This is a genomic window from Pantoea sp. S-LA4 (genome assembly GCF_054482835.1).
The window spans coordinates 1,635,326-1,657,135 of sequence record NZ_JBTLRC010000002.1 but is presented as its reverse complement, the minus strand read 5'-3'; the positions used below and the strand labels follow the sequence as shown (position 1 = coordinate 1,657,135).

Below are 21,810 nucleotides of genomic sequence, written 5' to 3'. Positions count from 1 at the left end.
GGTGAGTTGCTCCTCTGTTGCGCATCAGACCTCCTCCCGCTCGTCGCCACGCAGCGCGCTGAAATCGGTGACGAAACGCTGCAGTAACTGTTCCAGCGCGCCACGATCTTCCTGCGGCCAGTGCGCAAACACCCGCTGGTAGATCTGCTCCCGTTGCGCATCAATTTTATCGGTCATCGCTTTACCGGCTGGGGTAATCGCCGCCTCGTTGATCCGTTTGTCGCTGGCATTTTTCTGGCGCTGCACCAGCCCGGTCTCTTCCAGCTTCGCCACCTGCCGACTGACGGTGGTGTAATCGCGCCCCACCCGATCGGCGAGCTCTCCAACCCCGATCGGACCGAACCGGCCGATCTGCACCAGCAGCGGAAACAGCGCGCGATCAAGTTCAATCCCGGCACCTTTGATCATGGCCAGGTCGCGCTGAGGGCGGTTAAACGCCCCGACCAGGGTCAGTAAGCTGTTGTGCAGCGGATCAAACTGACCATTATGTGTATTTTGCACCTTTTTCATTGACGCTATCCAGAGGCAGGAATAATGTGTGTAATCTACACTCATTAAGCCCACAACAGAAGGTCCATAGCCATGAAAGCAGCCATCATCGCGCAGCCAGGCGAAAAACCACACTACGGTGATTTTCCTGAACCCCAGGCAACAGCAGAGCAGCTGCGGGTCAGGGTGAAAGCCGCTGCCATCAGCCAGCTGGCAAAATCCCGCGCGGCGGGTACCCATTACAGTTCAGCCGCGCACTATCCGTTTGTCCCCGGCATTGACGGCACTGGCTATCTCGATAACGGCGATCCGGTCTACTTTCTGGCGTTTGACGGAAGCTGGGGCAGCATGGCAGAGACCACTCTGGTGCGTCGCAAAAGCCTGATTCCGCTGCCGCCGACGCTCGACCCGGTCATCGCTGCGGCGATAGCTAATCCCGGTATGTCTTCGTGGGCCGCCCTGACCCGCCGGGCGGCGCTGCGGCCAGGGGAAACGGTGCTGATTAACGGAGCTACCTCCACCTCGGGTCGGCTGGCGATCCACATTGCCCGTAGTCTGGGCGCGGGGAAAATCATCGCCACCGGCCGCAACAAAGAGACGCTGCAACAGTTACAGCATGAGGGGGCTGATATCACCCTGACGCTGGATGCGCTGCCAACAGCGCTGCCCGACCTGATGGCGCAAGGCGTGGATGTGGTGCTGGATTATCTGTGGGGTGACAGTGCGCTGGCGATTATGACGGCGGCGATGCGTGGCGGCGACAAGGTGGTGCGCTTTGTACAGATTGGTTCGCTGAGCGGACAGGAGATTCCGCTGCACAGTAAACTGCTGCGCTCATCCGGATTGACGCTGATGGGCAGCGGCCTCGGCAGCGTCTCTGATGGCGAGCTGATCGCCTCGATTGGCGAAATGCTGCGGGCCGCCGGAGCCCACCCATTCTCCGTGCCTTTCCGCACCCGTCCGTTAAGCGAGGTCGCGCAGGCGTGGGACGAAGACGACAGCCGCTGCCGGACGGTGTTTACGCTGTAATATCTCACGCCGCTTCAGCGCGACGGTTCCAGCGGATGCAAAAAGCGCTCAGGATAATCGGGCGTAATCGCCTGCTGGCTGTCGTAGCGACCAAACAGCTTATAGCGGTTTAAGGCGATGCGGTCGTAGGCGAAATTGCTGATGGCGTCAGGGAAATGGCGCAGCACGCCGAGGCCGCGCCAGGGTGCCGGCAGATGCCGCATGACGCGAAAGACCGCCTGCGCCCGCAGCCAGTGCTGGTCACCGGCGATATAGACAATGGTACTGACGTTCTCTTCCGGTAAGCCCGCCCAGCGCAGCAGCGCCTTGCCCTGCTCGCTCTGTACCGCCGCAAAACGAACCTGCCGCGCCAGTCGATGGCGCAGCAGGAACCGGACCCAGCCGTTGCACAGCTTGCAGACGCCGTCATACAGCACGGCACTCTCACCGGTTTGCAGATAAGGGGGTGATGACATCCTGCAACTCCTCAATGGGTGAACATTGAGGTGAAGTGTAGCTGTTTCTCTCCAGCTGTTGCTGTAACCAACGGGCGACCGCTGCCTCATGCAGATCGCAGGCATCAACCTGCAGCACCGGCCCCAGCGCCATCGGCTGCGCCTGTTGCGCCAGCTGGCGCAGTTCGGGCAGGTATTCCGCGCCGGGATGACCCGGAAGTCGCTGCGACAGCCGCGCCTGGTAACGCGCCACGGCCTCCTCCGGCGTGATCTGCATCCACAGCTCCAGCACCGCGCCAACGCCGGCCTGTTGCAGTCCCTGTTCCAGCAGCGCGCGCGGCTGGAAGCCGAACCAGGCATCTATCAGCCAGATCTGACTGGCTGGCGCCTGGCCGACAATGTTCCAGATCGCCTGATAGGCGGCGCAGCCGAGCTGCCGGTTGCGCTGCCGATCCACCGGCGCGAAGCAGGCCATAAAGGGTTCCTTGAGGCTGTCGAGCGTCAGCACCGGCCAGCCGAAGCGCTGGGAGAGCGCCCGCGTCAGCGTGCTTTTCCCCGAGGCGGGAATGCCGTTGACCAGCACCACGCGCTTTAACGAATTGTTGGTGGTCATAAGATGTCGATGACCTCCGCAACGCTGCTGGCCTGGCGCAATCTGACCAGCGTCTCCGCATCCTCCAGCAATGACACGATGGCGCGGATACCCTCTTCGATATGCGCATTACTGTCGCGAGCACCAAACATAATCACAATGTCCGCTTTATCGCTGCCGTCAAAGGCGATCGGCTCTGTCAGCACAATCAGGCTGAAACAATCACGAATCACTCCGGCTTCCGGCCGCGCATGGGGAATGGCGATCCCCTCTTCAAACACATAATAGGCACCATGCGCCAGGGTATTGGCGATCACCGCGTCCGGGTAACTGGCGTGAAGATAGCCACCGCTGACCAGCGGCTCGGCGGCCAGCGCGATCACCTGACGCCAGTCCGTGGCGTCAATCCCGACCTGAATCGCGTTGGCTTGCTGCAATAACTGCTTAATGCTCATCACGGCTCCTTAAATCGACTGGCGAATGACGTTGCGTAATTCATCGATTTTGACAAACAGCGCATCAATTTCATTGCGGTAGTGACGGCTTTTAGCAAATAACGTTAATGCCCGATTATATTCCAGCATTAATTGTTTTTGCGTTTCGCCATTACGCGGATCGATTGCCAGCTTATTTTCCAGCTCGGTTATTTTTTCACGGCTTAATTCCGCCAGATGATCCTGCTGATCGGCGTCTGGCTGATTGACCGGCGGCGACTTTTTTAAGAATCCAAACATAGCGTCTCCTGCCCCGAATGGCGCCGGGGCACCTCAGGTTATGGCTTAATTAACATTGGAACGGCCGGTGAAGAGATTGGCTGACGACTGACGCGCCCTTACCTTCGCCGGTTAACGGAATAACTGCATCTTCTCCACCAGCACGCTGGTTACCGCATCATTGGCAGGCACCAGGAAATTACGCACGCTGTCGTTGACCTTGCCTTTTTCAAAACTATTTTTGCACTGCGCCACCCATTGAACGTTCATTTCCGTGCCGACATTCACCTTTTCAATGCCGCTGCTGACCGCTAAACGCATATCTTCGTCACTGACGCCGGTCCCGCCGTGCAGCACCAGCGGCGTGTGGGTGGCGGCCGTGATATCCGCCAGCCGCTGATGCTGGATATGCGCTTTACCGGTATAGAGGCCATGCACGGTGCCGATTGAGATCGCCAGCATATCGACGCCGGTTTCTTCGACGAAGCGCCTGGCATCCTCCACCGGCGTAAAGGCTATCGCCTCCATCTCCACGCATTTACCATCTTCCGACCCGCCAATCGCCCCGAGCTCCGCTTCTACCGAGACATTGTGTGGCCGCGCCATATCGATTACCCGGCGGGTATTGGCAATATTCTCGTCAATCGGCAGGTGCGAACCGTCATACATCACCGAACTGAAGCCGGCATCAATGGCGGTCTGAATCGCCGCTAAATCGGAACAGTGATCGAGATGCAGGCAGGTCGGTACTTTCATACTCTCTGACAGCGATTTAATCGCATCAACCAGCAGCTTATGGCCGAGATATTTCGCCGTGCCGGTAGAGATCTGAATCATTAATGGACTATTGGTTTTTTCCGCCGCTTTAAAATAGGCGGGCAGCATCTCCAGACAGTGCAGATTAAATGAGCCGACCGCTTTAAAATCGCGTTGCTTAGCCAGCTGTAACAGATCGGCGAAATTATAAAGTTTCATGGATTTTTTCCTCTTGCGGCTTAGTGGATTTCCCGTTAACAAACCAGGCGAGTGCAGTAACAAAAGCGATAAACAGCGCGACAAACAGCCAGTTGTTCTGGAAGGCGTGGCCCAGTACCAGACCGGTGCTGATCACATCGGAGTCGCTGAAGGTGACACCGGTGAAGCCGTAGCTCTCCAGCATCGGTACCAGAATGGCGGGCAGCAGCGTGATGAACAGGCCGTGGACAAAGCCGCCAATCATCGCCCCGCGCCGTCCGCCGATGGCATTACCGAACACCCCGGCAGTGCCGCCAGCGAAGAAGTTGGTCAGCAGCCCCGGCAGGATCATCGCCAGGCCAAACATCGGAAAGATGAGCATGCCCACAATGGAGCCGAGCGTGGTGGCCAGGAAGCCGACGATCACCGCGTTCGGCGCGTAGGGAAACATCACCGGGCAGTCGAGCGCCGGTTTGGCGTCCGGCACCAGCCGCATCGCAATGCCACGGAAGGCCGGCACCAGTTCGTTCAGCAGCAGACGTACCCCGCTGTAGAGCACGAACACCCCGGCCACGAACTGAATCGACTGCATAAAGGCGTACATCAGGTAGTTCATGCCGTTACTGTACTGCGCGATAAACGCCGGACCGGCCGCCACCGCCGGGATCAGGTACATCGGCACCATCACCAGCGCCATTGACAGATAGGTGTCCTGCAGGAATTTAAAGTTATCCGGCAGCTTCAGGTCTTCGGTGGAGCGCGATCCCTTGCCGACCACTTTCGCCACCGCCGCCGTCACCAGATAGCCAATGGTGCAGAAGTGACCCAGCGCGACATCATCGGAATCGGTAATCCGCCGCACCACCGGCTGCGCCAGCGCAGGCATCACCACCGCCATAATCCCGCCAAAAATACCGCCGGTCAGGATCAGCGGCAGACCGGTCAGCCCGGCTTTGTAGCCAATCACTGCGCCAATCGTCGCCATCCACAGCAGCGCCTGGCCGGTAAGGAAGATGTACTTAAACGGCGTAATGCGGGCGATGATGATATTGACGATAAAAATCACCAGCAGCGTCAGCGCCACTTCCGATCCCAGTTCCCGGTTCGCCAGCCCGGCAATTGCCGCCACATCGGTGATATAGCCCTGCATGCCGAAGCCGTGGGTAAAGATGGTGTTAAGGAAGGTCAGCGTGCCGACGATGATATTGATCCCGGCCATCATAATTAAAAAGCCCAGCAGGGTTTTAAAGGTGCCTTCCACCACCTTGCCCGCCGATTTTTTTTGCAGCAACAGACCGATCAGGGCAATAAAGGCGATCAGAATCGAGGCCTGCCCTAATAAGTCTTTTACCAGGAAGTCGATCACACTATTCATGGGCAGCGACCTTCATATTGCGTTCTTTTAAAAAGGCCACAATCTTCTGCTCTATTTCCGCTTTATCGGTGAGCTTATTAAGAATAATGACCCGTTTGATCTGTTCCGGACTGGCGTCGGCATTTAACACATCGGCAAAGGCTTTTTGCGTCAGAATCATGTCTGATTTAAACGCATTGGCTTCTGAAATGGTGGTGTGGTCAATATCCGCGTCAATTTCCAGCTTTTTTAATACCGCTTTTGCGCTCATCTCAATCGCAAAACTGGACCCTAATCCGCAGCCACAAACACATAAAATTTTCAGCATGGTTATCTCCTCACAATATATTCAGTTGTTTAGCGAGTTTGTAATGATGCCCGTCAGTATCGACCAGGCGTTTTTGCATGCTTATTAAATCAATCGGAATCGGTTTATTGCTGCCATTAATAATGACGGCTTTATTACGCATTCCCGACTGAATACAACGAACCACTTCACTGGCCATAATGGTGCCCTGATAAATTTCCTCGCAGGTCGGTTCACCATTACGCAATCCGTAACCGAGAATGGTTTTGCGGATACGCACACCAATTAACGGTTCAAGCTGTTTGATTAAGGTATCGATCGCCCCCTGAAAACCGGGCGAGTATTCACGGGTGTAACCTTCTGAGCAGAGGATCACCACGCTGTTCTGCTGCGCCAGCCGCTGAGTGATACGCTGGGCCAGCTGCGGCAGCGGGATCTGACACTCCGGGATCAGGGCAAAATCGGCGTTGGATTTCAGGGCCGACTGCAGAGTTAGCTCGCCGCAATAGCCGCCGAGCAGCTCCAGCATAAAAACCCGTCCGGGCAGCGCACGTCCGGTATTACGCAGTTTTGCCACCTCCTTCAGGACCTGCTCGCAGGCGGTGGAAAAGCCGAGGGTATAGTCACTGCCAAAGACATCGTTATCTATCGTCATGCCGACGCCAAAACAATTCACGCCGAACTCCGACAGATGATGCAGAAATTGCAATGAACCATCCCCGCCCGCCATGATTAATAGATCAATGCGGGCACTTTTCAATTGACGGGCAATGAGTTCATATTCGCTGCGCAACAATTTTTTTTGCGTCCGGCCCGATTGCATCACCGGGATCGGGGCGATAGAAAAGTCGAGCAGATCGCGCGGACTAATATCACGATGCTGATGCGCTAATAAGCCTGGAATACCCCCATCGAATATCACGATTTCCGCCTGAGCCAGACGACCGAGCTGGAAAACAAAATTATTAATACCGCTGACATCGCCGCCGCTAATAACCATTCCGATCCGCATCATTTTCACCCCGCTGACGTAATTGGTGCTGGCGTTCATTGTTCCGGGATAAGGGGTTGTTATTTGCAATGAAGATCACAGTTACGCGCGGTATATTTCTGGTGAAGAGATTGACAGCGGATAATTAACCGGGTTATTTGTGAGTTGGATCACAAATTAAAGTCGAGACGGAGATTTACAGAACTTAAATAAATCAGGGGGTAAGGCTTTGACAGACGGGAATCAGGCTAAGGGTTCACCGGCCGCGTTAATCGCCGGGTGATGTCGTTACAGATTTGTGATTTCCGCCTCATTTTTTCCGGTTCGGCCAGGTTTTTCACCCGACAGGCCACGGAGAGGTGAATTAAAAACGCCCGGCGCGCGCGTTTTTAATTTCACCGATGAGAGGATAACGCGGGGAAGAAAGCAGCAAGATTCAGGTCAGCAGCTAAAACGTTCAGCCGTCTGCTATCGCTATGACGGGTTCACATCAATGCCCATTTTTTTCATTCTGGATAACAGCGTGGTTCGTTTCAGCCCCAGACGCACGGCGGCTCCGCGCGGTCCGGCAACGACGCCGTTCGTCTCCTTCAGCATGGCAATAATTCGCTGACGTTCATCCTCTTCGCTCAGGGAGGAAACGGGCGCGGAGTACGGCGCCCCGGATGGCAGGATTGGTGCAGCGAAGATCAGGGGCTGATTAAACTCTTCAAACGGCATCTCCAGCACCGTTCCACGCGTCAGCAGTACCGCACGCTCAATGACATTTTCCAGCTCCCGTACATTTCCAGGCCACGGCATCCGGCTCAGCAAACGCAGTGTTTCGGCCGGAATACTGTCGATCGTCCGCTTCATGCGTTTGGCGATTTTGTAGGTCAGAAACTTCACCAGCTGCGGGATATCTTCCGGACGTTCACGTAACGGCGGAATAACAATCGGGAAGACGTTCAGCCGGTAATAGAGGTCGCTGCGAAACTCTTTGTCTGCGACCATCTGTTTCAGGTCACGGTTTGTGGCCGCGATCATGCGGACATCCACCGAGATCAGTTTGTTACCGCCGACCCGCTCAAACTCCTGCTCCTGCAATATGCTCAGCAGTTTCGGTTGCAGCTCCAGTGGGATCTCGCCGACCTCATCGAGAAACAGCGTGCCCTGATCCGCCAGCTCAAAGCGCCCCATTCTTTGCGCCGTTGCGCCGGTAAAGGAGCCCTTCTCATGGCCAAACAGATCGCTTTCCATCAGCCCGGCAGGCATTGCCGCACAGTTCATTTTTACCATGCGACGATCGCGGCGATCGCCGAGATTATGGATGGCCCGGGCGATCAGCTCTTTACCGGTGCCGGTTTCACCGAGGATCAGCACCGAACAGTCGCTTTTCGCCACGATCTCCACCTGTTTCAACACCGCTGACATACGGGGGCTGCGCCCGACGATGTCACTGAAGTCAGGATTGTTGCTGTTGATCTGCTCGGTCAGATAGAGGTTTTCATGCTGCAGCTTCTCTTTCAGGCTTTTGATTTCCTGATAGGCCAGTGCATTATCCACCGCGATGGCGATGCGCTCGGCGATCTGCTGCAGCACCCGCAGGTTGGTGGAATTGAAATTATCGGGCTGACAGCGCGCCAGCTTTAACACCCCCAGCGTTTTATGCCCGAAGCGTAGCGGCAGAACGCACAGCGTTTTGGTTTGATCGCGCCACAGCAGATGGAACAGCGTTCGCTCTTCAGTTTCTCCCTCTGGCTTCAGATGCGTCAGCAGCATCTCGCCGCTTTTCATCACCTGCTGCTCCAGCGTGCCGGCCAGCGTCATCCGCGATTGCTCACGCTCCGCAACATCGGCCTGCAGGTAATGGGTGGCGTAAACATTTGCCTGCTCGCTCTCCTGACCGGCATCACATAACACGATGCTGATGGCGTTGATATGGAAGAAGTGATGAATGGTTTTGGCGATTTCGCCGGTCAGCTCATCGAGATCTAATTTGGACAGCACCGCATTGGTGATATCCACCAGAATACGAAAATCGTCACGCTCGTGACGCAGCAGGGATTGCTGCAGTAAGGCGTTTTCGCGCAGCTGAATCTGCCCGACCGCAATCGCCGCCAGCGTGGCGAGCTCATACAGGCTGTTCTCCTCCTCCTCACTGAACGGGGCGGCCTGCTGGCGGATAAACTCACACCCGCCCAGCAAGCCGGACGAGGCCAGCAGCGGCACCAGACAGTAGTCGCTAAACGGCGGATAGAGATTCAGTGCCGCCAGTTGCGGATAGCGAAGGTGCAGCGCTTCACTGCGCCAGACCTGGGTTTTTGGATTACTCCGCAATGCCTGCACCGGGCCGGTTGCCAGCAGGGTTTGATCCTGATAACTGATCGGCTGATGATGCGCGTCGAGGCCGTAAAAACTGACGCGCTCACTGTTGTTGTCGAACAACACCAGCGACACGCTATCTGCCATACCGGCGGTCTGAATCACCTGGTTCAGGGCTTGCAGCAGCGCTGGCATGGTCTGCTGAAGCAGTAACATACGTGTCAGTTCCAGTAATCCCTGGTGTGGGGAGGTGCTCATGGTTGCACTCTGCATAGCGTTGGCTCTGGATATCGAAATTAAGTGAAATAAGTTGTTCCTGGGGGGCGAACCGCGTTGAAAAGTCTACCGCTTTCCGCGCCGCCGTCGCCCTGATGAGATCAACAAATACGAGGTAATGGCTCCGAATGCGGCAACATCAGCTGGCGTGAAACACCCAGCGTCCCGCGCAGAGAGACCTGCGGCGTCCGGGTCACTTCACCTATGGTTGCGGCATCAGCACCCAGCGGATGCGTGCGCAGCAGGGAAAGCGCCTGCTCTTCTGCCTCTGCAGAGACCACCACCACCACTTTGCCTTCATTGGCGAAGTTCAGCGGTTCCAGTCCCAGCAGTTCTGCCAGGCCACGCACCGCTGGCTTAACCGGCAGCGCATCCTCATCAATGCAGAAGCCGCATCCGCTGGCCGCGCTGAACTCATGCAAAATGGCATTGATGCCACCGCGCGTCGCATCGCGCAGAGCATGAACCCCGCTCAGCCCGCGCAGCGGTGCAATCATCGGTGCCAGCACCGCGCAGTCGCTCTCCACCCCCAGCACCATTCCCAGCTTTTCACGCAGATTAAGGATTGCTGCGCCGTGATCGCCCAGCGTACCGCTGACGATCACTTTATCGCCCGCGCTAATCTGGCTGGCACACCAGTTAACCGCCGTCGGAATGACCCCGATCCCGGCGGTATTGATAAAAATTTTGTCGGCCGCGCCGCGCTGCACCACTTTGGTGTCGCCGGTGACAATCGCGATGCCTGCCTCACGCGCGGTCTGCGCCATCAGGCTGACGATCTGCTGCAAATCGGCGAGCGGTAAGCCCTCCTCCAGAATAAAACCGCAGGAGAGATAAGCCGGTGTTGCGCCGCTCACCGCCAGATCGTTGGCGGTTCCGCACACCGCCAGCTTGCCGATATTGCCGCCAGGGAAAAAAACCGGATCGATCACGTAGCTGTCCGTGGTAAACGCCAGCCGATCGCCCTGCGCGCTCAGGCTGGCCAGCGACAACCGCGCGCCATCTTCCTGCTGATTAAGCCAGGGATTGTCGAACGCCCGCAGGAAGATCTGTTCAATCATCTGCTGCATCGCCCGTCCCCCGCTGCCGTGCGCCAGGGTGACAACCTCGTTATCCTTACTCATTCAGGCCTGCCTTCTGTTGCTGAAGCTGTTGCTGCGGTGTTGCCGCCGTGGTCGTTTCCTGATGCCGGTACTGATACCACGCCGCGCACGCGCCTTCAGAAGAGACCATCAGCGCCCCAAAGGCGTTGTGGGGCGTACAATCGTTGCCAAACAGCGGACACTGATGCGGTCTGCAGCGCCCGGTCAGAACCTCACCGCACCGGCAGCGCGGATCGTCCGCGACCGGCTGCGCCTGCGGGCGAAAGCGCCGTTCCGCATCAAACGCGGCATAGGCTGGCGTCAGGGCTATTGCCGAGGTTTCGATCAGCCCCAGGCCGCGCCACTCACTGCTACCGGAGAGCGTAAAAACCTCGCGCATCGCCTGTTGTGCCAGCAGGTTACCCTGTTGCGTCACCACGCGGCGGTACTGATTTTCGGTTTTACAGGCCCCCTCGCAAACCTGGTTCACCAGCATCAGCACGCTTTGCAGCATGTCGAGTGGCTCAAAGCCGCTGATCACCAGCGGCTTGTGAAAGGTCTGATTGATGAAGCGGTATGGCGCGGTGCCGGTGATCATGCTGACGTGACCCGGTGCCAGAAAGGCATCAATCCGCACATCCTCCTGTGACAGCAGGCTGCGTAAGGTGGGCATCAGGCTGATGTGCTGGCAGAAGACCGTGAAATTGGTCAGCGCTTCTCGCCGCGCCTGTTGCAGGGTGACAGCCGTGACCGGCAGCGTGGTTTCAAACCCCAGCGCAAAAAACACCACCTGTCGTGACGGATTTTCCCGTGCCAGCTGCAGCGCATCGATCGGCGAGTAGACCACGCGGATTTCTGCGCCGCGCTCGCGCGCCTGCGCCAGCGATCCCTGTTTACCCGGCACCCGTAAGGCGTCACCAAAGGTGCAGAAAATCACTTCAGGATGGGCGGCAATTTCACAGCAGGCATCAATGCGCCCCATCGGCAATACGCACACCGGACAGCCCGGTCCGTGGATAAATTCCAGCTGCGGTGGCAGCAGTTTATCCAGCCCGAATTTAAAAATAGCGTGAGTGTGTCCGCCACAGACTTCCATAATCTGCATCGGCTTGTCGGGGCTAAAAGGCAGCCTCGCCGCCCGCTGATGCAGCCGTTCAACCAGCGCCTGCGCCAGTTGCGGATCGCGAAATTCATCGACAAAACGCATTAGCTTTTGGCTCCCGCAGTGAGAAACAGCGCGACATCAGCCTCGACTTCCCCCATCGCCTGCAGCGCCGCCAGCGTTTCCAGCGCTTCCTGTTGATCAAGCCGGCTCAGCGCGAACCCGACATGGATTAACACCCAGCAACCGATCAGCGCCTCGCGGTCACCTTCGCAGACCAGCGCGATATTCACTTCCCGACGCAGGCCGCAGACTTCGGCCCACGCGTGATCGATCCGCGTCTCATGCAGGGCAACAATCTGTCCCGGAATGCCTATGCACATCGCTGCTGCTCCAGCCAGGCCAGCCACTCCGCCATGCCAGCGCCGCGGGTGGCAGAGAGCGCGATCACCTCAATCTGCGGATTGATCTGCCGGGCGTAAGCGATGCAGGCGTCGACGTCAAAACTGACATAAGGCAGCAGGTCAATTTTATTCAGGATCATCAGCCGGGAAGCGGCAAACATATCGGGATATTTGAGCGGTTTGTCTTCGCCTTCGGTCACCGAAAGCAGCGCCACCTTGTGGCGTTCCCCAAGGTCAAAACTGGCCGGACAGACCAGGTTGCCGACATTCTCAATAAACAGCAGGCTGCCCGGGCTGGGCGACAGATGATGCAGCGCATCGTGAACCATCTGCGCGTCCAGATGGCATCCTTTACCGGTGTTGACCTGAATCGCCGCCACGCCCGTGGCACGGATGCGGTCGGCATCGCGGCTGGTTTGCTGGTCACCTTCAATCACCGTACAGACAACGCGGGCTGCCAGTTGCTCCAGCGTGCGGGTCAGCAAGGTGGTTTTACCGGAGCCGGGGCTGGAGACCAGATTCAGCGCCAGAATGCCCGCTGCGGCAAAGTGCGCGCGGTTGTGCGCAGCAATCTGATTATTCTTCGCCAGCACGTCCATTTCGATATCCACCAGCCGGCGCGGCGCAAACGGCAGGCCAGAAGGATGATGACCCGAAAGATCAGACGAAAAGGCGTGACCGGGACGATCGTCGCGGCTGACGCCTTCGATACGCCGTTCACCGCTGGCGCAACCACAGGTACTGCACATAGCGTTCTCCCCAGGCAACTGTGTTGCCGGTTATTCAATTTCGATGCGTTTGATTTTCATGCCGCTATCGGCCACCACCCGCACATCCTGGCCGCCGCAATGCGGACAGCGCAGCACGCCAGGGCTGAGTAAGCCGATGGCCTGCTGGCAGCGGTGGCACCAGCCTGCCGCCTCCGGCGTTTCCAGATGCAGCGTGCAGCCCTCGGCGAGCGTTTCACGGCACGCCAGCGCAAAGCAGAATTGCACCGCATCCGGCTCAACGCAGGAGAGCGCGCCGATTTCGATCCACACTGCGGTAATTCGGCTGGCGCAGTGTTGCTGCCCGAACTGTTGCATTATTTCTACCGCGTTCTGACACAGCGTAATTTCATGCATTGCGCCTCCTCTGCCTGGCGTTAAATAAAGCGGACACCAACGGGCGTTTGCAATATTGATGCCAGGAAAAGCAATGAAATAAAAAGCTGCCCAATCCTCTGTCAGAATAATGTCGTTCTTTCCGACATAAATGACGAAATAGCGACCATCGACACTTGCGGCTATTTGGTTGGCAGAATGAATAACGCTGATGAGGCCCGTAATCGCCTGATAATCATTCATTTAAGCAATGCGGTAAAAAGCTGGCCCGATTTATGCTTAGAGAGCGTTAATGCTGTCCTTTTTATTCATCGCCACCCTGGCAGCCAGAGGGATAAAAAGGCATTAACGCACCACTCAATGACGGGTAATGACAATGAGCACACTCAGCGAACTGACCAGCAAGGCGGATTACATCGCCTGCAAAAATGGTCATCTGAAATCACAATGGCGGACCTATCAGAACAGCCTGATACAGGCCATCACGCAGCTTAACAGCAAGATAAATCATGAGTTTAGCTGCGGGGAGCAGCAGGATGTCCGCTTCACGCTGTTTAACCACTTTAGCGTCAGCATTCATCTCAGCGACGACTTCTACAGCCAGAAGATCCTCTACAGCCTGAACATGGCACACGACGGCGAACAACCTGACTTCAGGCCGTTTACCGAGGCCTCGCTGAGTGAAGAAGGCTGGGTCGATCGCACCGTGGATATAAAAGATAAAAACGCGGTACTGGAACACTACCTCAATAAAATATCGGGGCTCTATCAGTGTATTTTTGACGCATTAAAAAATGACCAGCCGGTCTATTCCCAGCTGGAACAATTATTCATTCGTCGCTGAACCTGTTTCGGCTTTTAACTTTGTGGTTAAAACCGTAAGGGCTTTTATTGCCGGTCGTGTGCGCGAATCATTCTGACATAAATGTCGATTTAAGTGACGATTTCGTCAGCTTTGACGAAATTAACAGGAGACTTCATGAGCGTTAACGCTGCCATGAATCAATATATTATCGCTGACCCGAAACGGTGTATCGGCTGCAATACCTGTATGGCCAGCTGTTCACAGGAACACCAGCGCCACGGTTTACAATCCGCGCCCCGTTTGCAGGTGATGCGTAACCGGCTCGATTCCGCGCCGGTGATGTGCCACCAGTGTGAAGACGCGCCCTGTGCCCAGGTCTGCCCGGTCAATGCCATCCGCCGCGAAAACCACGCGATTCATCTCAATGAAAGCCTCTGTGTGAGCTGCAAGCTGTGCGGTATCGCCTGCCCGTTCGGGGCAATCAGCTTTTCCGGCAGTGCTCCGCTGGCAATTCCGCGCGACTGCAACAGCGCCAAAGCGCTGCCGGCTCCGCTGCCGCCGCGTGCCGTCAGCCCGTTTCTCGATTGCGTGCCGGGGCTGCGCGCGGTGGCGGTGAAGTGCGATTTGTGCAGCTTCAGTTCCGAGGGTCCGGCCTGCATCAGAACCTGTCCGACCCAGGCGATCACGCTGGTTACCGCGCAGCTGGCGGAAAAAGCCAGCCAGCAAAAACGACTGAATGCCATCAGCGTGCTGCCGGTCGGGCTGATCGCCCTGAGTGCCCCTGAGGGAGAGAGCCGATCATGATGTCACTGTTTGCTTTATCACCGGCGGCGCTGGTGACGCTGGCGCTGTTGCTGTTTGTTGGCAGTGGCCTCGCTGGCGGGTTACTGGCGGCGGCGGCACGAGTCAGCAGCCTGATTTCCGGCATCGGCGGCATGGTGGCCGCCGGCGCGCTAGCGTTAGCCGCCCTTGAGCTGCTGAACAGCGGCACATCGCAGACGCTGCCGCTGCCGCCGCTGCCTTACCGTGCGGCGTTCAGCCCGCTGAATGCGCTGCTGTTGCTGACGCTCGCCGTAACCGCCCTGTGCTGCAGCCTCTATGCCTGCGCCTGGCTGGCGCGGGTCGATCGGCGGCGTCGCGCCCGCACTGGTCTGCTGTGTAATCTGTTGCTGGCGGCCCTGACCGCCGCCACGGTTGCCGCCAATGCCGTCGCGCTGATCCTGATGATGGAAATCGCTGCGCTGTGTGCCTATTTCATCATCGTGCAGGTCGATGATGTTAAAAGCCGCCGTGCCGGTCTCAATCACTATTTATCCGGTCGTCTCGGCACGCTGTGCCTGCTGCTGGCGTTCGGGCTGCTGCATCACGCCGCGGGCAGTCTCGATTTCGACCTGCTGCGCCAGTCATCCCTGACGGCAGGCACGAAATCCGTGGCATTCCTGCTGGCGCTGGCCGGTTTCGGGCTCTACGCCGGCATTATTCCGCTGCACGCCTGGGTACCGCAGTCGCACGCCAGCGCGCCCGCTCACGTTGCCGCGCTGTTCTCTGCGGTGCTGATGAAAATCGGCATTATTGGCCTGGTGAAAGTCGGTCTGGACCTGCTGGGCGCGCCACCACTCTGGTGGGGAATAACGGTGCTGCTGCTGGCGATGCTTACCGCCTTTCTCGGCGGGCTCTACGCCCTGATGGAGCACGATATCCGCCGCCTGCTGGCCTGGCACACGCTGGAAAACGTCGGCATTATTCTGCTCGGTATCGGCGGCGCGATGGTCGGTGTGGCGCTAAATCTGCCGCAGCTGGCCTCGCTGGCGCTGCTGGCGGGCCTGTTCCATCTGTTTAATCACGGACTGTTTAAAACCGCGCTGTTCCTGACTGCCGGTGAAATCGAAATGCAGACCGGCATTCAGGATATGGAAAAGCTCGGCGGGATCGCCCGTCGGATGCCGTTTACCGCCATCGCCATGCTGATCGCCCTGATGTCGATGGCGGCGCTGCCACCGCTGAACGGCTTTGCCAGTGAATGGCTGCTTTATCAGTCACTGTTCCAGCTCAGCGCCAGTCACGCCATCATTGGACGCCTGATCGGACCACTGCTGGCGGTGGGTCTGGCGCTGACCGGTGCGCTGGCGCTGATGTGTATTGCCAAAGTGTTCGGCGTGACCTGTCTGGGTGTTGCGCGCAGTCAGGCGGCGGCAGAGGCCAGCCCTGCGCCGCGGGCCATGACGCTCAGCAGCAGCCTGCTGGCGCTGTTGTGCGTGATGAGCGGCATCGCCTCGCCGTGGATAGTTCCGCACTTCTCCGCCGTGGCCGCCTCGGTGCTGCATCTGCCGATGCTGGCGGCGGCCGGGCATGGCGTGACCTATTCCACCTCTTCTGCGGTCTCCGCGCCGATGATCGCTGTGCTGCTGCTGGCGATGCCGTTACTGCCGTGGATCATCGCCGCTCTGCTGCGCGGCCCGCGCCTGCCCAACCGGACACGCGGTGATGCCTGGGCCTGCGGCTACGCGCATTCCGCCGACATGGTGGTGACCGCAACCGGTTTTGCCCAGCCGCTGCGCGTGATGTTTGCCCCGCTTTATCGCCTGCGTCAGCAACTGACACCCGCCCCGCTGGTGGCTGCGCTGCATCGTGGCTGGCTCGCGGCGTTCTGCCGACGTCTGGCGTTTATCGAACTGGCCGTGCTGCTGGTGGTAGCCGTTGCCTGAGGAACTGACTATGAAAACTTCACTGCTGTTTGCCGGATCGTTATGGCCGCTGGCGCTGCTGCAGGCGATCGCGTTGCTGGCGCTGGCACCGCTGTTTGCCGGCTTCAGCCGGGTCCTGCGCGCCCGGCTGCAAAACCGGCAAGGGCCAGGCCTGTTACAGGAGTACCGCGACCTCGGCAAATTGCTTAAACGTCAGAGCGTGGCACCGGCCGCGGCGGGCATCGCGTTTCGCAGTATGCCCTGTCTGCTGATCGGCGGACTGCTGACCATCGCCAGCGCGCTACCGATGGTGACGCTGGCATCGCCGATGGGTGCGGCAGGCGATCTCATCACCGTGCTTTACCTGTTTGCCGTGGTGCGGCTGGTCTTTGCCCTTGCCGGGCTGGATACCGGCAGCCCGTTCACCGGCATCGGTGCCAGCCGTGAAGCCGTGCTTGGCGTGCTGGTGGAGCCGATTTTGCTGCTTGGGCTGTGGGTGGCGGCGCTGGTCGCCGGTTCCACTTCGCTCAGCGCGATAGCCGCCCGGGTGCTGCACTGGCCGCTCTCCTCGTCGTTAACCCTGATGCTGGCCGCGCTGGCCTGCGCCTTTGCCTGCTATATCGAGCTGGGCAAGCTGCCGTTTGACATGGCCGAAGCCGAACAGGAACTGCAGGAAGGTCCGCTGACTGAATATTCCGGTGCCGCGCTGGGCGTGCTGAAACTCGGCATCAGCCTGAAACAGCTGGTGGTGTTACAGCTGTTCCTCGGCCTGTTTTTCCCGTTCGGGATGGCACAACAGCTGACGCCGCTGGCGTTGCTGATTGCCGTCATCGCCTGTGTGGCGAAACTGCTGATCGCGCTGTTGGTGGTGGCACTGATCGAGAACAGCGTGGCGCGTCTGCGCTTTCTTAAAACCTCCCGAACCACCTGGGCAGGCTTCGGGCTGGCGTTTCTGGCGCTGGTTTCCTGGCTGGTCACAGGCTGATCCCCCCTTTTCTGCTCCCGCTGCGGCGGGAAGAGGCTTTGTCATGAATGAGTTCAGTAGCGCATTAAATCAAAACCCGGTCGGCAAAGAGTATCTGGCCGCGCTGGCGCAGCAGTTTCCGTCGGCACTTTCAGGCAGTGAATGGCAGACCGATACGCAGGTAACGGTCACCATCAGGCTCAACTGGCTACCGGAAGTGGTCGAATGGCTCTGCTACCAGCAGGGCGGCTGGCTGTCGGTGCTGTTTGGCAATGACGAACGCACGCTGTGCGGCAACTACGCGCTCTATTACGTGCTGTCGATGGAAAAAGGCGTGAAGTGCTGGATTACCGTGCGTGCCGAAGTGGACCCGGTGTCACTGGAGTTTCCTTCCGTCACCCCGCGCGTGCCGGCGGCGGTCTGGGGTGAACGTGAGGTCCGGGATATGTACGGTTTACGACCGGTCGGCTTGCCGGACGAACGGCGACTGGTGTTGCCGGATGACTGGCCGGACGATCTCTATCCGCTGCGGAAAGATGCGATGGATTACCGTCAGCGTCCCGCCCCGACCACCGACGAAGAAACCTACCCGTTTATCTCTGAAACCAGAGCAGGCAATAAAATTGTGCCGATCGGCCCGCTACACGTCACCTCAGATGAACCGGGACATTTTCGGCTGTTCGTCGATGGTGAAGATATTATCGACGCCGACTACCGCCTGTTCTACGTCCATCGCGGCATGGAAAAACTGGCTGAAACCCGCATGGGCTACAACGAAGTGACCTTTCTGTCAGATCGGGTCTGCGGCATCTGCGGCTTCACCCACAGCGTCGCGTACACCTCCTCGGTGGAAAACGCGATGGGCATTGTGGTGCCGGAGCGCGCCCAGATGATCCGTTCGATTCTGCTCGAAGTTGAACGCCTGCATAGCCATTTACTGAACCTCGGGCTGGCCTGTCACTTTGTCGGTTTTGATTCCGGATTCATGCAGTTTTTTCGCGTGCGTGAACAGTCGATGAAGATGGCGGAAATCCTGACCGGCGCGCGAAAAACCTACGGCATGAATCTGATCGGCGGCATCCGCCGTGACATTCTCAAAGACGACATGATCGCCACGCTGGCGCTGGCGGCCAGTATGCGCCAGGAGCTTAACCAGCTGGTCGATATCCTGCTCAGCACGCCAAATACCCGCCAGCGCAGCATCGGCGTCGGCATTCTCGACCCGCAGGTTGCGCGTGATTTCGCTAACGTCGGGCCGATGGTGCGCGGCAGCGGCCACCGCCGTGATATGCGCCAGGATCATCCCTACGCCAGCTACGCGAAACTGCCGTTCGAGCTCTGCAGCGAAACCGGTAACGACGTCTATTCCCGCCTGAAGGTGCGGATTCATGAGGTGTTTAACGCCCTGAATATGATCGAGTTCGGTCTGCAAAGCCTGCCCGGTGGTCCGCTGGCGGTTGACGGGTTTACCTATATTCCACACCGTTTTGCCCTCGGCTTCGCGGAAGCGCCGCGCGGTGATGACATCCACTGGAGCATGACCGGCGACAACCAGAAACTGTTTCGCTGGCGCTGCCGGGCGGCGACCTATGCCAACTGGCCGACGCTGCGCTACATGCTGCGCGGCAACACGGTCTCTGATGCCCCGCTGATTATCGGCAGCCTCGATCCCTGTTACTCCTGCACCGACCGCATGACGGTGGTCGATGTGCGCAAGAAAACCACGATCGTCGTGCCGTATAAAGAGATCGAGCGTTACGGCATCGAACGTAAAAATTCGCCGCTTTGAGGAGCCGCGCATCATGCTGAAACTGATTAAAAAAGTGCTCAAAACCGGGACCGTGACGGTAGCTTATCCGTTTAAGCCGCTGGATCTGGCCGCAAATTTTCGCGGCAAACCGCAATACAACGCCCAGCAGTGTGTCGGCTGTGGGGCCTGCGCCAACGCCTGTCCGTCAAATGCGCTGACCATGACCACGGCGGACGATGGCGCATCCCTCCGCTGGCAGCTGTTTCTCGGCCGCTGCATTTTCTGCGCCCGCTGCGAAGAGGTCTGCCCGACCGCCGCCATCCGGCTCTCGTCAGAGTTTGAACTGGCGGTGTGGCGCAAAGAGGATCTGTTCGAGAGCGCTGACTTCCCGATCTGCCGCTGCCGGGGCTGCGGTAAACCTTATGCGGTCCAGAAGGAGATCGATTTCGCGCTGAGTCTGTTACAGGAGAGCGCCGCGCTGAGTGACCAGCAGCTGGCTGACCGGCGTCAGCAGTATGAAACCTGCCCGGAATGCAAACAGCGGCTCAGGATTTGCGCCAGTGACCGGATTGATATCGGTCGCCATTTGATCGGGGAGGCCCACTGATGAGTCAACTGCCGATTGCGCCCCGCGACGAAAATGGTCTGCCACAGCCGATCACGCTGGACCAGAGTATCGCCCGACTGAAATCCACCTTACTGAACAGTATCCGCCGTTCAGCCTATGTCTACCGCGTGGACTGCGGCGGCTGTAACGGCTGCGAAATTGAGATTTTTGCTGCCATTTCGCCGCTGTTCGATGCTGAACGCTTTGGCATCAAAGTGGTGCCCTCGCCCCGCCACGCTGACATTCTGCTGTTTACCGGTGCCGTAACCCGCGCCATGCGGATACCGGCGCTGCGTGCCTGGGACAGCGCGCCGGACCCGAAAATCTGCATCTCCTACGGCGCCTGCGGAAACAGCGGCGGCATTTTCCATGACCTCTACTGCGTCTGGGGCGGCACTGACAAAATCGTACCGGTCGATGTCTATATTCCTGGCTGCCCGCCAACGCCAGCCGCGACAATTTACGGGTTTGCGCTGGCGCTGGGCCTGCTGGACCAGAAAATCAAAGCGGAGCCCCATCATGTGCTGGCGGCCGAACCGGCCGCGTTATTACATCCCGGACTGCCGCAGCCGCTGCGGGTACTGCTGGATCGCGAAGCGCGCCGGATGGCCGGTTACCGTTATGGCCGCCAGATTGCCGATCGGTTTATGGCGCTGATGACGGCGCAGGGCGCTCAGCCGGTGGACCAGCGCCTGTCGGCGTACCTTGAACAACAGGGCGATCCGCGTCTTAACGAAATCATCGGCCAGCTGCAGCAGATCTATCAGCAGGTTCAGCGTGGCGAGGTACGCCTGTAATGCGCACGGATAACGATCAGCGCTTCGCGCGCCATCAGCCGGTGGCCGGTCATCAGCCGCACAAAAACAAAGTGGTTTTCTATTCGCTGAGCAGCAAGTTTGTCGATGAGAAAAGTGCGCAGCAGCGCAGTGCGCAGCCGGTACAGGAGGTGGTCTATTACAGCCTGGCGATCGGCCATCATCTGGGCGTCATCGACTGCCTGCAATCCCGTCTTGAGTGCCCGCTTGATGACTATCAGCAGTGGGTAAATTGCCTGCCAGTAAACAGCGCAGCCCGGCACAAACTGGCTGGGGTGCAGCGCTTCGGGGAGATCACCATCGACAGCACGCATACCCATTTGCTGGCGCTGGCGCTGCGTGCGGCTCGTCCGCAGATGAGTGCCCTGCAGCAGGGCTGGAGCGATCGGCTCATCGCCCTGCTGACCCGGATTGAACACGACCCCGCCCTCTACCTGATGGTCCGGAGATACGATGCCTGATTTCACCTCGCGTTACGCGCTGCTGTGTGTCGGAAACAGCATGATGGGCGATGACGGTGCCGGTCCGCGCCTGGCGGAGCGGTGCGCTGAACATCCGCTGCCCGGCTGGACGGTGGTGGACGGCGGCGCGGCCCCGGAAAACGATATCGGGTATTTACGTGAACTGCGCCCGCAGCATCTGGTGATCGTTGATGCCACCGATATGGGACTGGCAGCGGGCGAGATGCGTCTTATCGACGAAGAGGATATTGCCTACCTGTTCATGATGACCACCCACAACCTGCCGCTGAGCTTTCTGATTCAGCAACTGCGCAGCGATATTCCGGCTATCACCTTTGTCGGCATTCAGCCCGACGTGGTGGCCTTTTACTACCCGATCAGCGCCGCTGTTGAGCGGGCCGTTATCGATCTGCATCAGCGGCTGCCTGCGCTGGAACAGGGGCTGGGAATCGCCCCTTTCCGGGCGGCAGGCGCCTGACAACGGCGTCGTCATAACTGTCGGAATGATGACGAAACCCGGCTGACGTCAGCAGCCGGTTTCGTCACTTCCGACGACAGCCGATATAACCCACTGAATAAAAAGTAAAAAA

General features: G+C 58.4%; 25 protein-coding genes. 10 read left to right on the top strand and 15 right to left on the bottom strand.

Features of this window, described 5'->3' with window-relative positions; genetic code table 11:
- Nucleotides 1-24 precede the first annotated feature (24 nt).
- Complete coding sequence (locus tag ACX3P5_RS08620; RefSeq protein ID WP_458968566.1) at nt 25-510, bottom strand: MarR family winged helix-turn-helix transcriptional regulator; 486 nt, start codon at nt 508-510, stop codon at nt 25-27.
- Between the two features lie 72 nt (nt 511-582).
- Between ACX3P5_RS08620 and ACX3P5_RS08615 the strand changes: the two genes are divergently transcribed.
- Complete coding sequence (locus ACX3P5_RS08615; RefSeq protein WP_458968565.1) at nt 583-1,518, top strand: quinone oxidoreductase family protein; 936 nt, start codon at nt 583-585, stop codon at nt 1,516-1,518.
- Between the two features lie 14 nt (nt 1,519-1,532).
- Here ACX3P5_RS08615 and ACX3P5_RS08610 read toward each other — a convergent pair whose 3' ends face one another.
- The 14 genes from ACX3P5_RS08610 to hypA all read right to left on the bottom strand — a co-directional run bounded on the left by ACX3P5_RS08610 (nt 1,533) and on the right by hypA (nt 13,155).
- The gene (locus tag ACX3P5_RS08610; RefSeq protein WP_233984336.1) at nt 1,533-1,973 is read right to left on the bottom strand and encodes a thiol-disulfide oxidoreductase DCC family protein; all 441 of its coding nucleotides are present in this window, start codon (nt 1,971-1,973) and stop codon (nt 1,533-1,535) included.
- Nucleotides 1,942-2,565 carry an AAA family ATPase gene (locus ACX3P5_RS08605; protein WP_233984337.1) on the bottom strand — a complete coding sequence of 208 codons (624 nt, stop codon included), beginning with the start codon at nt 2,563-2,565 and terminating at the stop codon, nt 1,942-1,944. The genes ACX3P5_RS08610 and ACX3P5_RS08605 overlap by 32 nt, the downstream gene beginning before the upstream one ends.
- Nucleotides 2,562-2,999, bottom strand: coding sequence for a PTS sugar transporter subunit IIA (locus ACX3P5_RS08600; protein WP_233984338.1), 438 nt, complete (start codon nt 2,997-2,999; stop codon nt 2,562-2,564). Before ACX3P5_RS08600 ends, ACX3P5_RS08605 begins: the two co-directional genes overlap by 4 nt.
- A 9-nt stretch (nt 3,000-3,008) precedes the next feature.
- On the bottom strand, nt 3,009-3,278 hold the full coding sequence (locus ACX3P5_RS08595; protein WP_233984339.1) for a hypothetical protein: 270 nt from the start codon (nt 3,276-3,278) through the stop codon (nt 3,009-3,011).
- 111 nt (nt 3,279-3,389) lie between these two features.
- Nucleotides 3,390-4,232 carry a class II fructose-bisphosphate aldolase gene (locus ACX3P5_RS08590; protein ID WP_233984340.1) on the bottom strand — a complete coding sequence of 281 codons (843 nt, stop codon included), beginning with the start codon at nt 4,230-4,232 and terminating at the stop codon, nt 3,390-3,392.
- On the bottom strand, nt 4,219-5,586 hold the full coding sequence (locus ACX3P5_RS08585) for a PTS sugar transporter subunit IIC (RefSeq protein ID WP_293003630.1): 1,368 nt from the start codon (nt 5,584-5,586) through the stop codon (nt 4,219-4,221). Before ACX3P5_RS08585 ends, ACX3P5_RS08590 begins: the two co-directional genes overlap by 14 nt.
- The gene (locus ACX3P5_RS08580; protein ID WP_031377537.1) at nt 5,579-5,893 is read right to left on the bottom strand and encodes a PTS sugar transporter subunit IIB; all 315 of its coding nucleotides are present in this window, start codon (nt 5,891-5,893) and stop codon (nt 5,579-5,581) included. The genes ACX3P5_RS08585 and ACX3P5_RS08580 overlap by 8 nt, the downstream gene beginning before the upstream one ends.
- A gap of 10 nt (nt 5,894-5,903) precedes the next feature.
- Entirely contained in the window at nt 5,904-6,884 is a 981-nt protein-coding gene (locus ACX3P5_RS08575) for a 6-phosphofructokinase (protein WP_233988176.1), read from the bottom strand.
- 453 nt (nt 6,885-7,337) lie between these two features.
- Nucleotides 7,338-9,425, bottom strand: a complete 2,088-nt coding sequence (gene flhA, locus ACX3P5_RS08570; protein WP_458968564.1) for a formate hydrogenlyase transcriptional activator FlhA — start codon at nt 9,423-9,425, stop codon at nt 7,338-7,340.
- Nucleotides 9,426-9,544: 119 nt separating this feature from the next.
- Entirely contained in the window at nt 9,545-10,567 is a 1,023-nt protein-coding gene (gene hypE, locus ACX3P5_RS08565; RefSeq protein WP_458968563.1) for a hydrogenase expression/formation protein HypE, read from the bottom strand.
- Nucleotides 10,560-11,732, bottom strand: coding sequence for a hydrogenase formation protein HypD (hypD, locus tag ACX3P5_RS08560; RefSeq protein ID WP_458968562.1), 1,173 nt, complete (start codon nt 11,730-11,732; stop codon nt 10,560-10,562). The genes hypE and hypD overlap by 8 nt, the downstream gene beginning before the upstream one ends.
- Nucleotides 11,732-12,010 (bottom strand): HypC/HybG/HupF family hydrogenase formation chaperone, encoded by a 279-nt coding sequence (hypC, locus tag ACX3P5_RS08555; protein ID WP_233984345.1) that lies wholly within the window; start codon nt 12,008-12,010, stop codon nt 11,732-11,734. Before hypC ends, hypD begins: the two co-directional genes overlap by 1 nt.
- Nucleotides 12,001-12,780, bottom strand: coding sequence for a hydrogenase nickel incorporation protein HypB (hypB, locus tag ACX3P5_RS08550; RefSeq protein WP_458968561.1), 780 nt, complete (start codon nt 12,778-12,780; stop codon nt 12,001-12,003). The genes hypC and hypB overlap by 10 nt, the downstream gene beginning before the upstream one ends.
- A 30-nt stretch (nt 12,781-12,810) precedes the next feature.
- The gene (gene hypA / locus ACX3P5_RS08545; protein ID WP_336755197.1) at nt 12,811-13,155 is read right to left on the bottom strand and encodes a hydrogenase maturation nickel metallochaperone HypA; all 345 of its coding nucleotides are present in this window, start codon (nt 13,153-13,155) and stop codon (nt 12,811-12,813) included.
- A 355-nt stretch (nt 13,156-13,510) separates the two neighbouring features.
- On the opposite strand from hypA, the gene ACX3P5_RS08540 reads away from it, so the two are divergent.
- From ACX3P5_RS08540 to hycI, 9 genes are all read left to right on the top strand, one after another.
- Nucleotides 13,511-13,978 (top strand): formate hydrogenlyase regulator HycA, encoded by a 468-nt coding sequence (locus ACX3P5_RS08540; RefSeq protein WP_233984347.1) that lies wholly within the window; start codon nt 13,511-13,513, stop codon nt 13,976-13,978.
- A gap of 153 nt (nt 13,979-14,131) precedes the next feature.
- Nucleotides 14,132-14,743: a 4Fe-4S dicluster domain-containing protein gene (locus ACX3P5_RS08535; protein WP_458969175.1), complete on the top strand. Its 612-nt coding sequence runs from the start codon at nt 14,132-14,134 to the stop codon at nt 14,741-14,743.
- Nucleotides 14,740-16,644: a proton-conducting transporter transmembrane domain-containing protein gene (locus ACX3P5_RS08530; protein ID WP_458968560.1), complete on the top strand. Its 1,905-nt coding sequence runs from the start codon at nt 14,740-14,742 to the stop codon at nt 16,642-16,644. The genes ACX3P5_RS08535 and ACX3P5_RS08530 overlap by 4 nt, the downstream gene beginning before the upstream one ends.
- Nucleotides 16,645-16,654: 10 nt before the next feature.
- A complete protein-coding gene (locus tag ACX3P5_RS08525; RefSeq protein WP_458968559.1) occupies nt 16,655-17,608 on the top strand; it encodes a respiratory chain complex I subunit 1 family protein in 954 nt (317 codons plus the stop codon).
- Nucleotides 17,609-17,651: 43 nt separating this feature from the next.
- Nucleotides 17,652-19,376 carry a hydrogenase large subunit gene (locus ACX3P5_RS08520; RefSeq protein WP_233984350.1) on the top strand — a complete coding sequence of 575 codons (1,725 nt, stop codon included), beginning with the start codon at nt 17,652-17,654 and terminating at the stop codon, nt 19,374-19,376.
- A 13-nt stretch (nt 19,377-19,389) separates the two neighbouring features.
- Nucleotides 19,390-19,944 carry a formate hydrogenlyase complex iron-sulfur subunit gene (locus ACX3P5_RS08515; protein WP_458968558.1) on the top strand — a complete coding sequence of 185 codons (555 nt, stop codon included), beginning with the start codon at nt 19,390-19,392 and terminating at the stop codon, nt 19,942-19,944.
- Nucleotides 19,944-20,741: an NADH-quinone oxidoreductase subunit B family protein gene (locus ACX3P5_RS08510; RefSeq protein ID WP_458968557.1), complete on the top strand. Its 798-nt coding sequence runs from the start codon at nt 19,944-19,946 to the stop codon at nt 20,739-20,741. Before ACX3P5_RS08515 ends, ACX3P5_RS08510 begins: the two co-directional genes overlap by 1 nt.
- Nucleotides 20,741-21,220, top strand: coding sequence for a formate hydrogenlyase maturation protein HycH (gene hycH / locus ACX3P5_RS08505; RefSeq protein ID WP_458968556.1), 480 nt, complete (start codon nt 20,741-20,743; stop codon nt 21,218-21,220). Before ACX3P5_RS08510 ends, hycH begins: the two co-directional genes overlap by 1 nt.
- On the top strand, nt 21,213-21,698 hold the full coding sequence (gene hycI / locus ACX3P5_RS08500) for a hydrogenase maturation peptidase HycI (RefSeq protein WP_458968555.1): 486 nt from the start codon (nt 21,213-21,215) through the stop codon (nt 21,696-21,698). Before hycH ends, hycI begins: the two co-directional genes overlap by 8 nt.
- The last annotated feature ends 112 nt before the right edge of the window (nt 21,699-21,810 follow it).

Coding starts and splice junctions, on each gene's coding strand:
- hypC (WP_233984345.1), bottom strand. CDS start 12,010: ATGTGCATAGGCATTCCGGGACAGATTGTTGCCCTGCATGAGACGCGG.
- ACX3P5_RS08620 (WP_458968566.1), bottom strand. CDS start 510: ATGAAAAAGGTGCAAAATACACATAATGGTCAGTTTGATCCGCTGCAC.
- ACX3P5_RS08605 (WP_233984337.1), bottom strand. CDS start 2,565: ATGACCACCAACAATTCGTTAAAGCGCGTGGTGCTGGTCAACGGCATT.
- ACX3P5_RS08525 (WP_458968559.1), top strand. CDS start 16,655: ATGAAAACTTCACTGCTGTTTGCCGGATCGTTATGGCCGCTGGCGCTG.
- ACX3P5_RS08610 (WP_233984336.1), bottom strand. CDS start 1,973: ATGTCATCACCCCCTTATCTGCAAACCGGTGAGAGTGCCGTGCTGTAT.
- ACX3P5_RS08540 (WP_233984347.1), top strand. CDS start 13,511: ATGAGCACACTCAGCGAACTGACCAGCAAGGCGGATTACATCGCCTGC.
- ACX3P5_RS08595 (WP_233984339.1), bottom strand. CDS start 3,278: ATGTTTGGATTCTTAAAAAAGTCGCCGCCGGTCAATCAGCCAGACGCC.
- hypB (WP_458968561.1), bottom strand. CDS start 12,780: ATGTGCAGTACCTGTGGTTGCGCCAGCGGTGAACGGCGTATCGAAGGC.
- ACX3P5_RS08615 (WP_458968565.1), top strand. CDS start 583: ATGAAAGCAGCCATCATCGCGCAGCCAGGCGAAAAACCACACTACGGT.
- hycH (WP_458968556.1), top strand. CDS start 20,741: ATGCGCACGGATAACGATCAGCGCTTCGCGCGCCATCAGCCGGTGGCC.
- flhA (WP_458968564.1), bottom strand. CDS start 9,425: ATGAGCACCTCCCCACACCAGGGATTACTGGAACTGACACGTATGTTA.
- hypA (WP_336755197.1), bottom strand. CDS start 13,155: ATGCATGAAATTACGCTGTGTCAGAACGCGGTAGAAATAATGCAACAG.
- ACX3P5_RS08535 (WP_458969175.1), top strand. CDS start 14,132: ATGAATCAATATATTATCGCTGACCCGAAACGGTGTATCGGCTGCAAT.
- ACX3P5_RS08580 (WP_031377537.1), bottom strand. CDS start 5,893: ATGCTGAAAATTTTATGTGTTTGTGGCTGCGGATTAGGGTCCAGTTTT.
- ACX3P5_RS08585 (WP_293003630.1), bottom strand. CDS start 5,586: ATGAATAGTGTGATCGACTTCCTGGTAAAAGACTTATTAGGGCAGGCC.
- ACX3P5_RS08530 (WP_458968560.1), top strand. CDS start 14,740: ATGATGTCACTGTTTGCTTTATCACCGGCGGCGCTGGTGACGCTGGCG.
- ACX3P5_RS08575 (WP_233988176.1), bottom strand. CDS start 6,884: ATGCGGATCGGAATGGTTATTAGCGGCGGCGATGTCAGCGGTATTAAT.
- hycI (WP_458968555.1), top strand. CDS start 21,213: ATGCCTGATTTCACCTCGCGTTACGCGCTGCTGTGTGTCGGAAACAGC.
- ACX3P5_RS08600 (WP_233984338.1), bottom strand. CDS start 2,999: ATGAGCATTAAGCAGTTATTGCAGCAAGCCAACGCGATTCAGGTCGGG.
- ACX3P5_RS08520 (WP_233984350.1), top strand. CDS start 17,652: ATGAATGAGTTCAGTAGCGCATTAAATCAAAACCCGGTCGGCAAAGAG.
- hypD (WP_458968562.1), bottom strand. CDS start 11,732: ATGCGTTTTGTCGATGAATTTCGCGATCCGCAACTGGCGCAGGCGCTG.
- ACX3P5_RS08590 (WP_233984340.1), bottom strand. CDS start 4,232: ATGAAACTTTATAATTTCGCCGATCTGTTACAGCTGGCTAAGCAACGC.
- ACX3P5_RS08515 (WP_458968558.1), top strand. CDS start 19,390: ATGCTGAAACTGATTAAAAAAGTGCTCAAAACCGGGACCGTGACGGTA.
- ACX3P5_RS08510 (WP_458968557.1), top strand. CDS start 19,944: ATGAGTCAACTGCCGATTGCGCCCCGCGACGAAAATGGTCTGCCACAG.
- hypE (WP_458968563.1), bottom strand. CDS start 10,567: ATGAGTAAGGATAACGAGGTTGTCACCCTGGCGCACGGCAGCGGGGGA.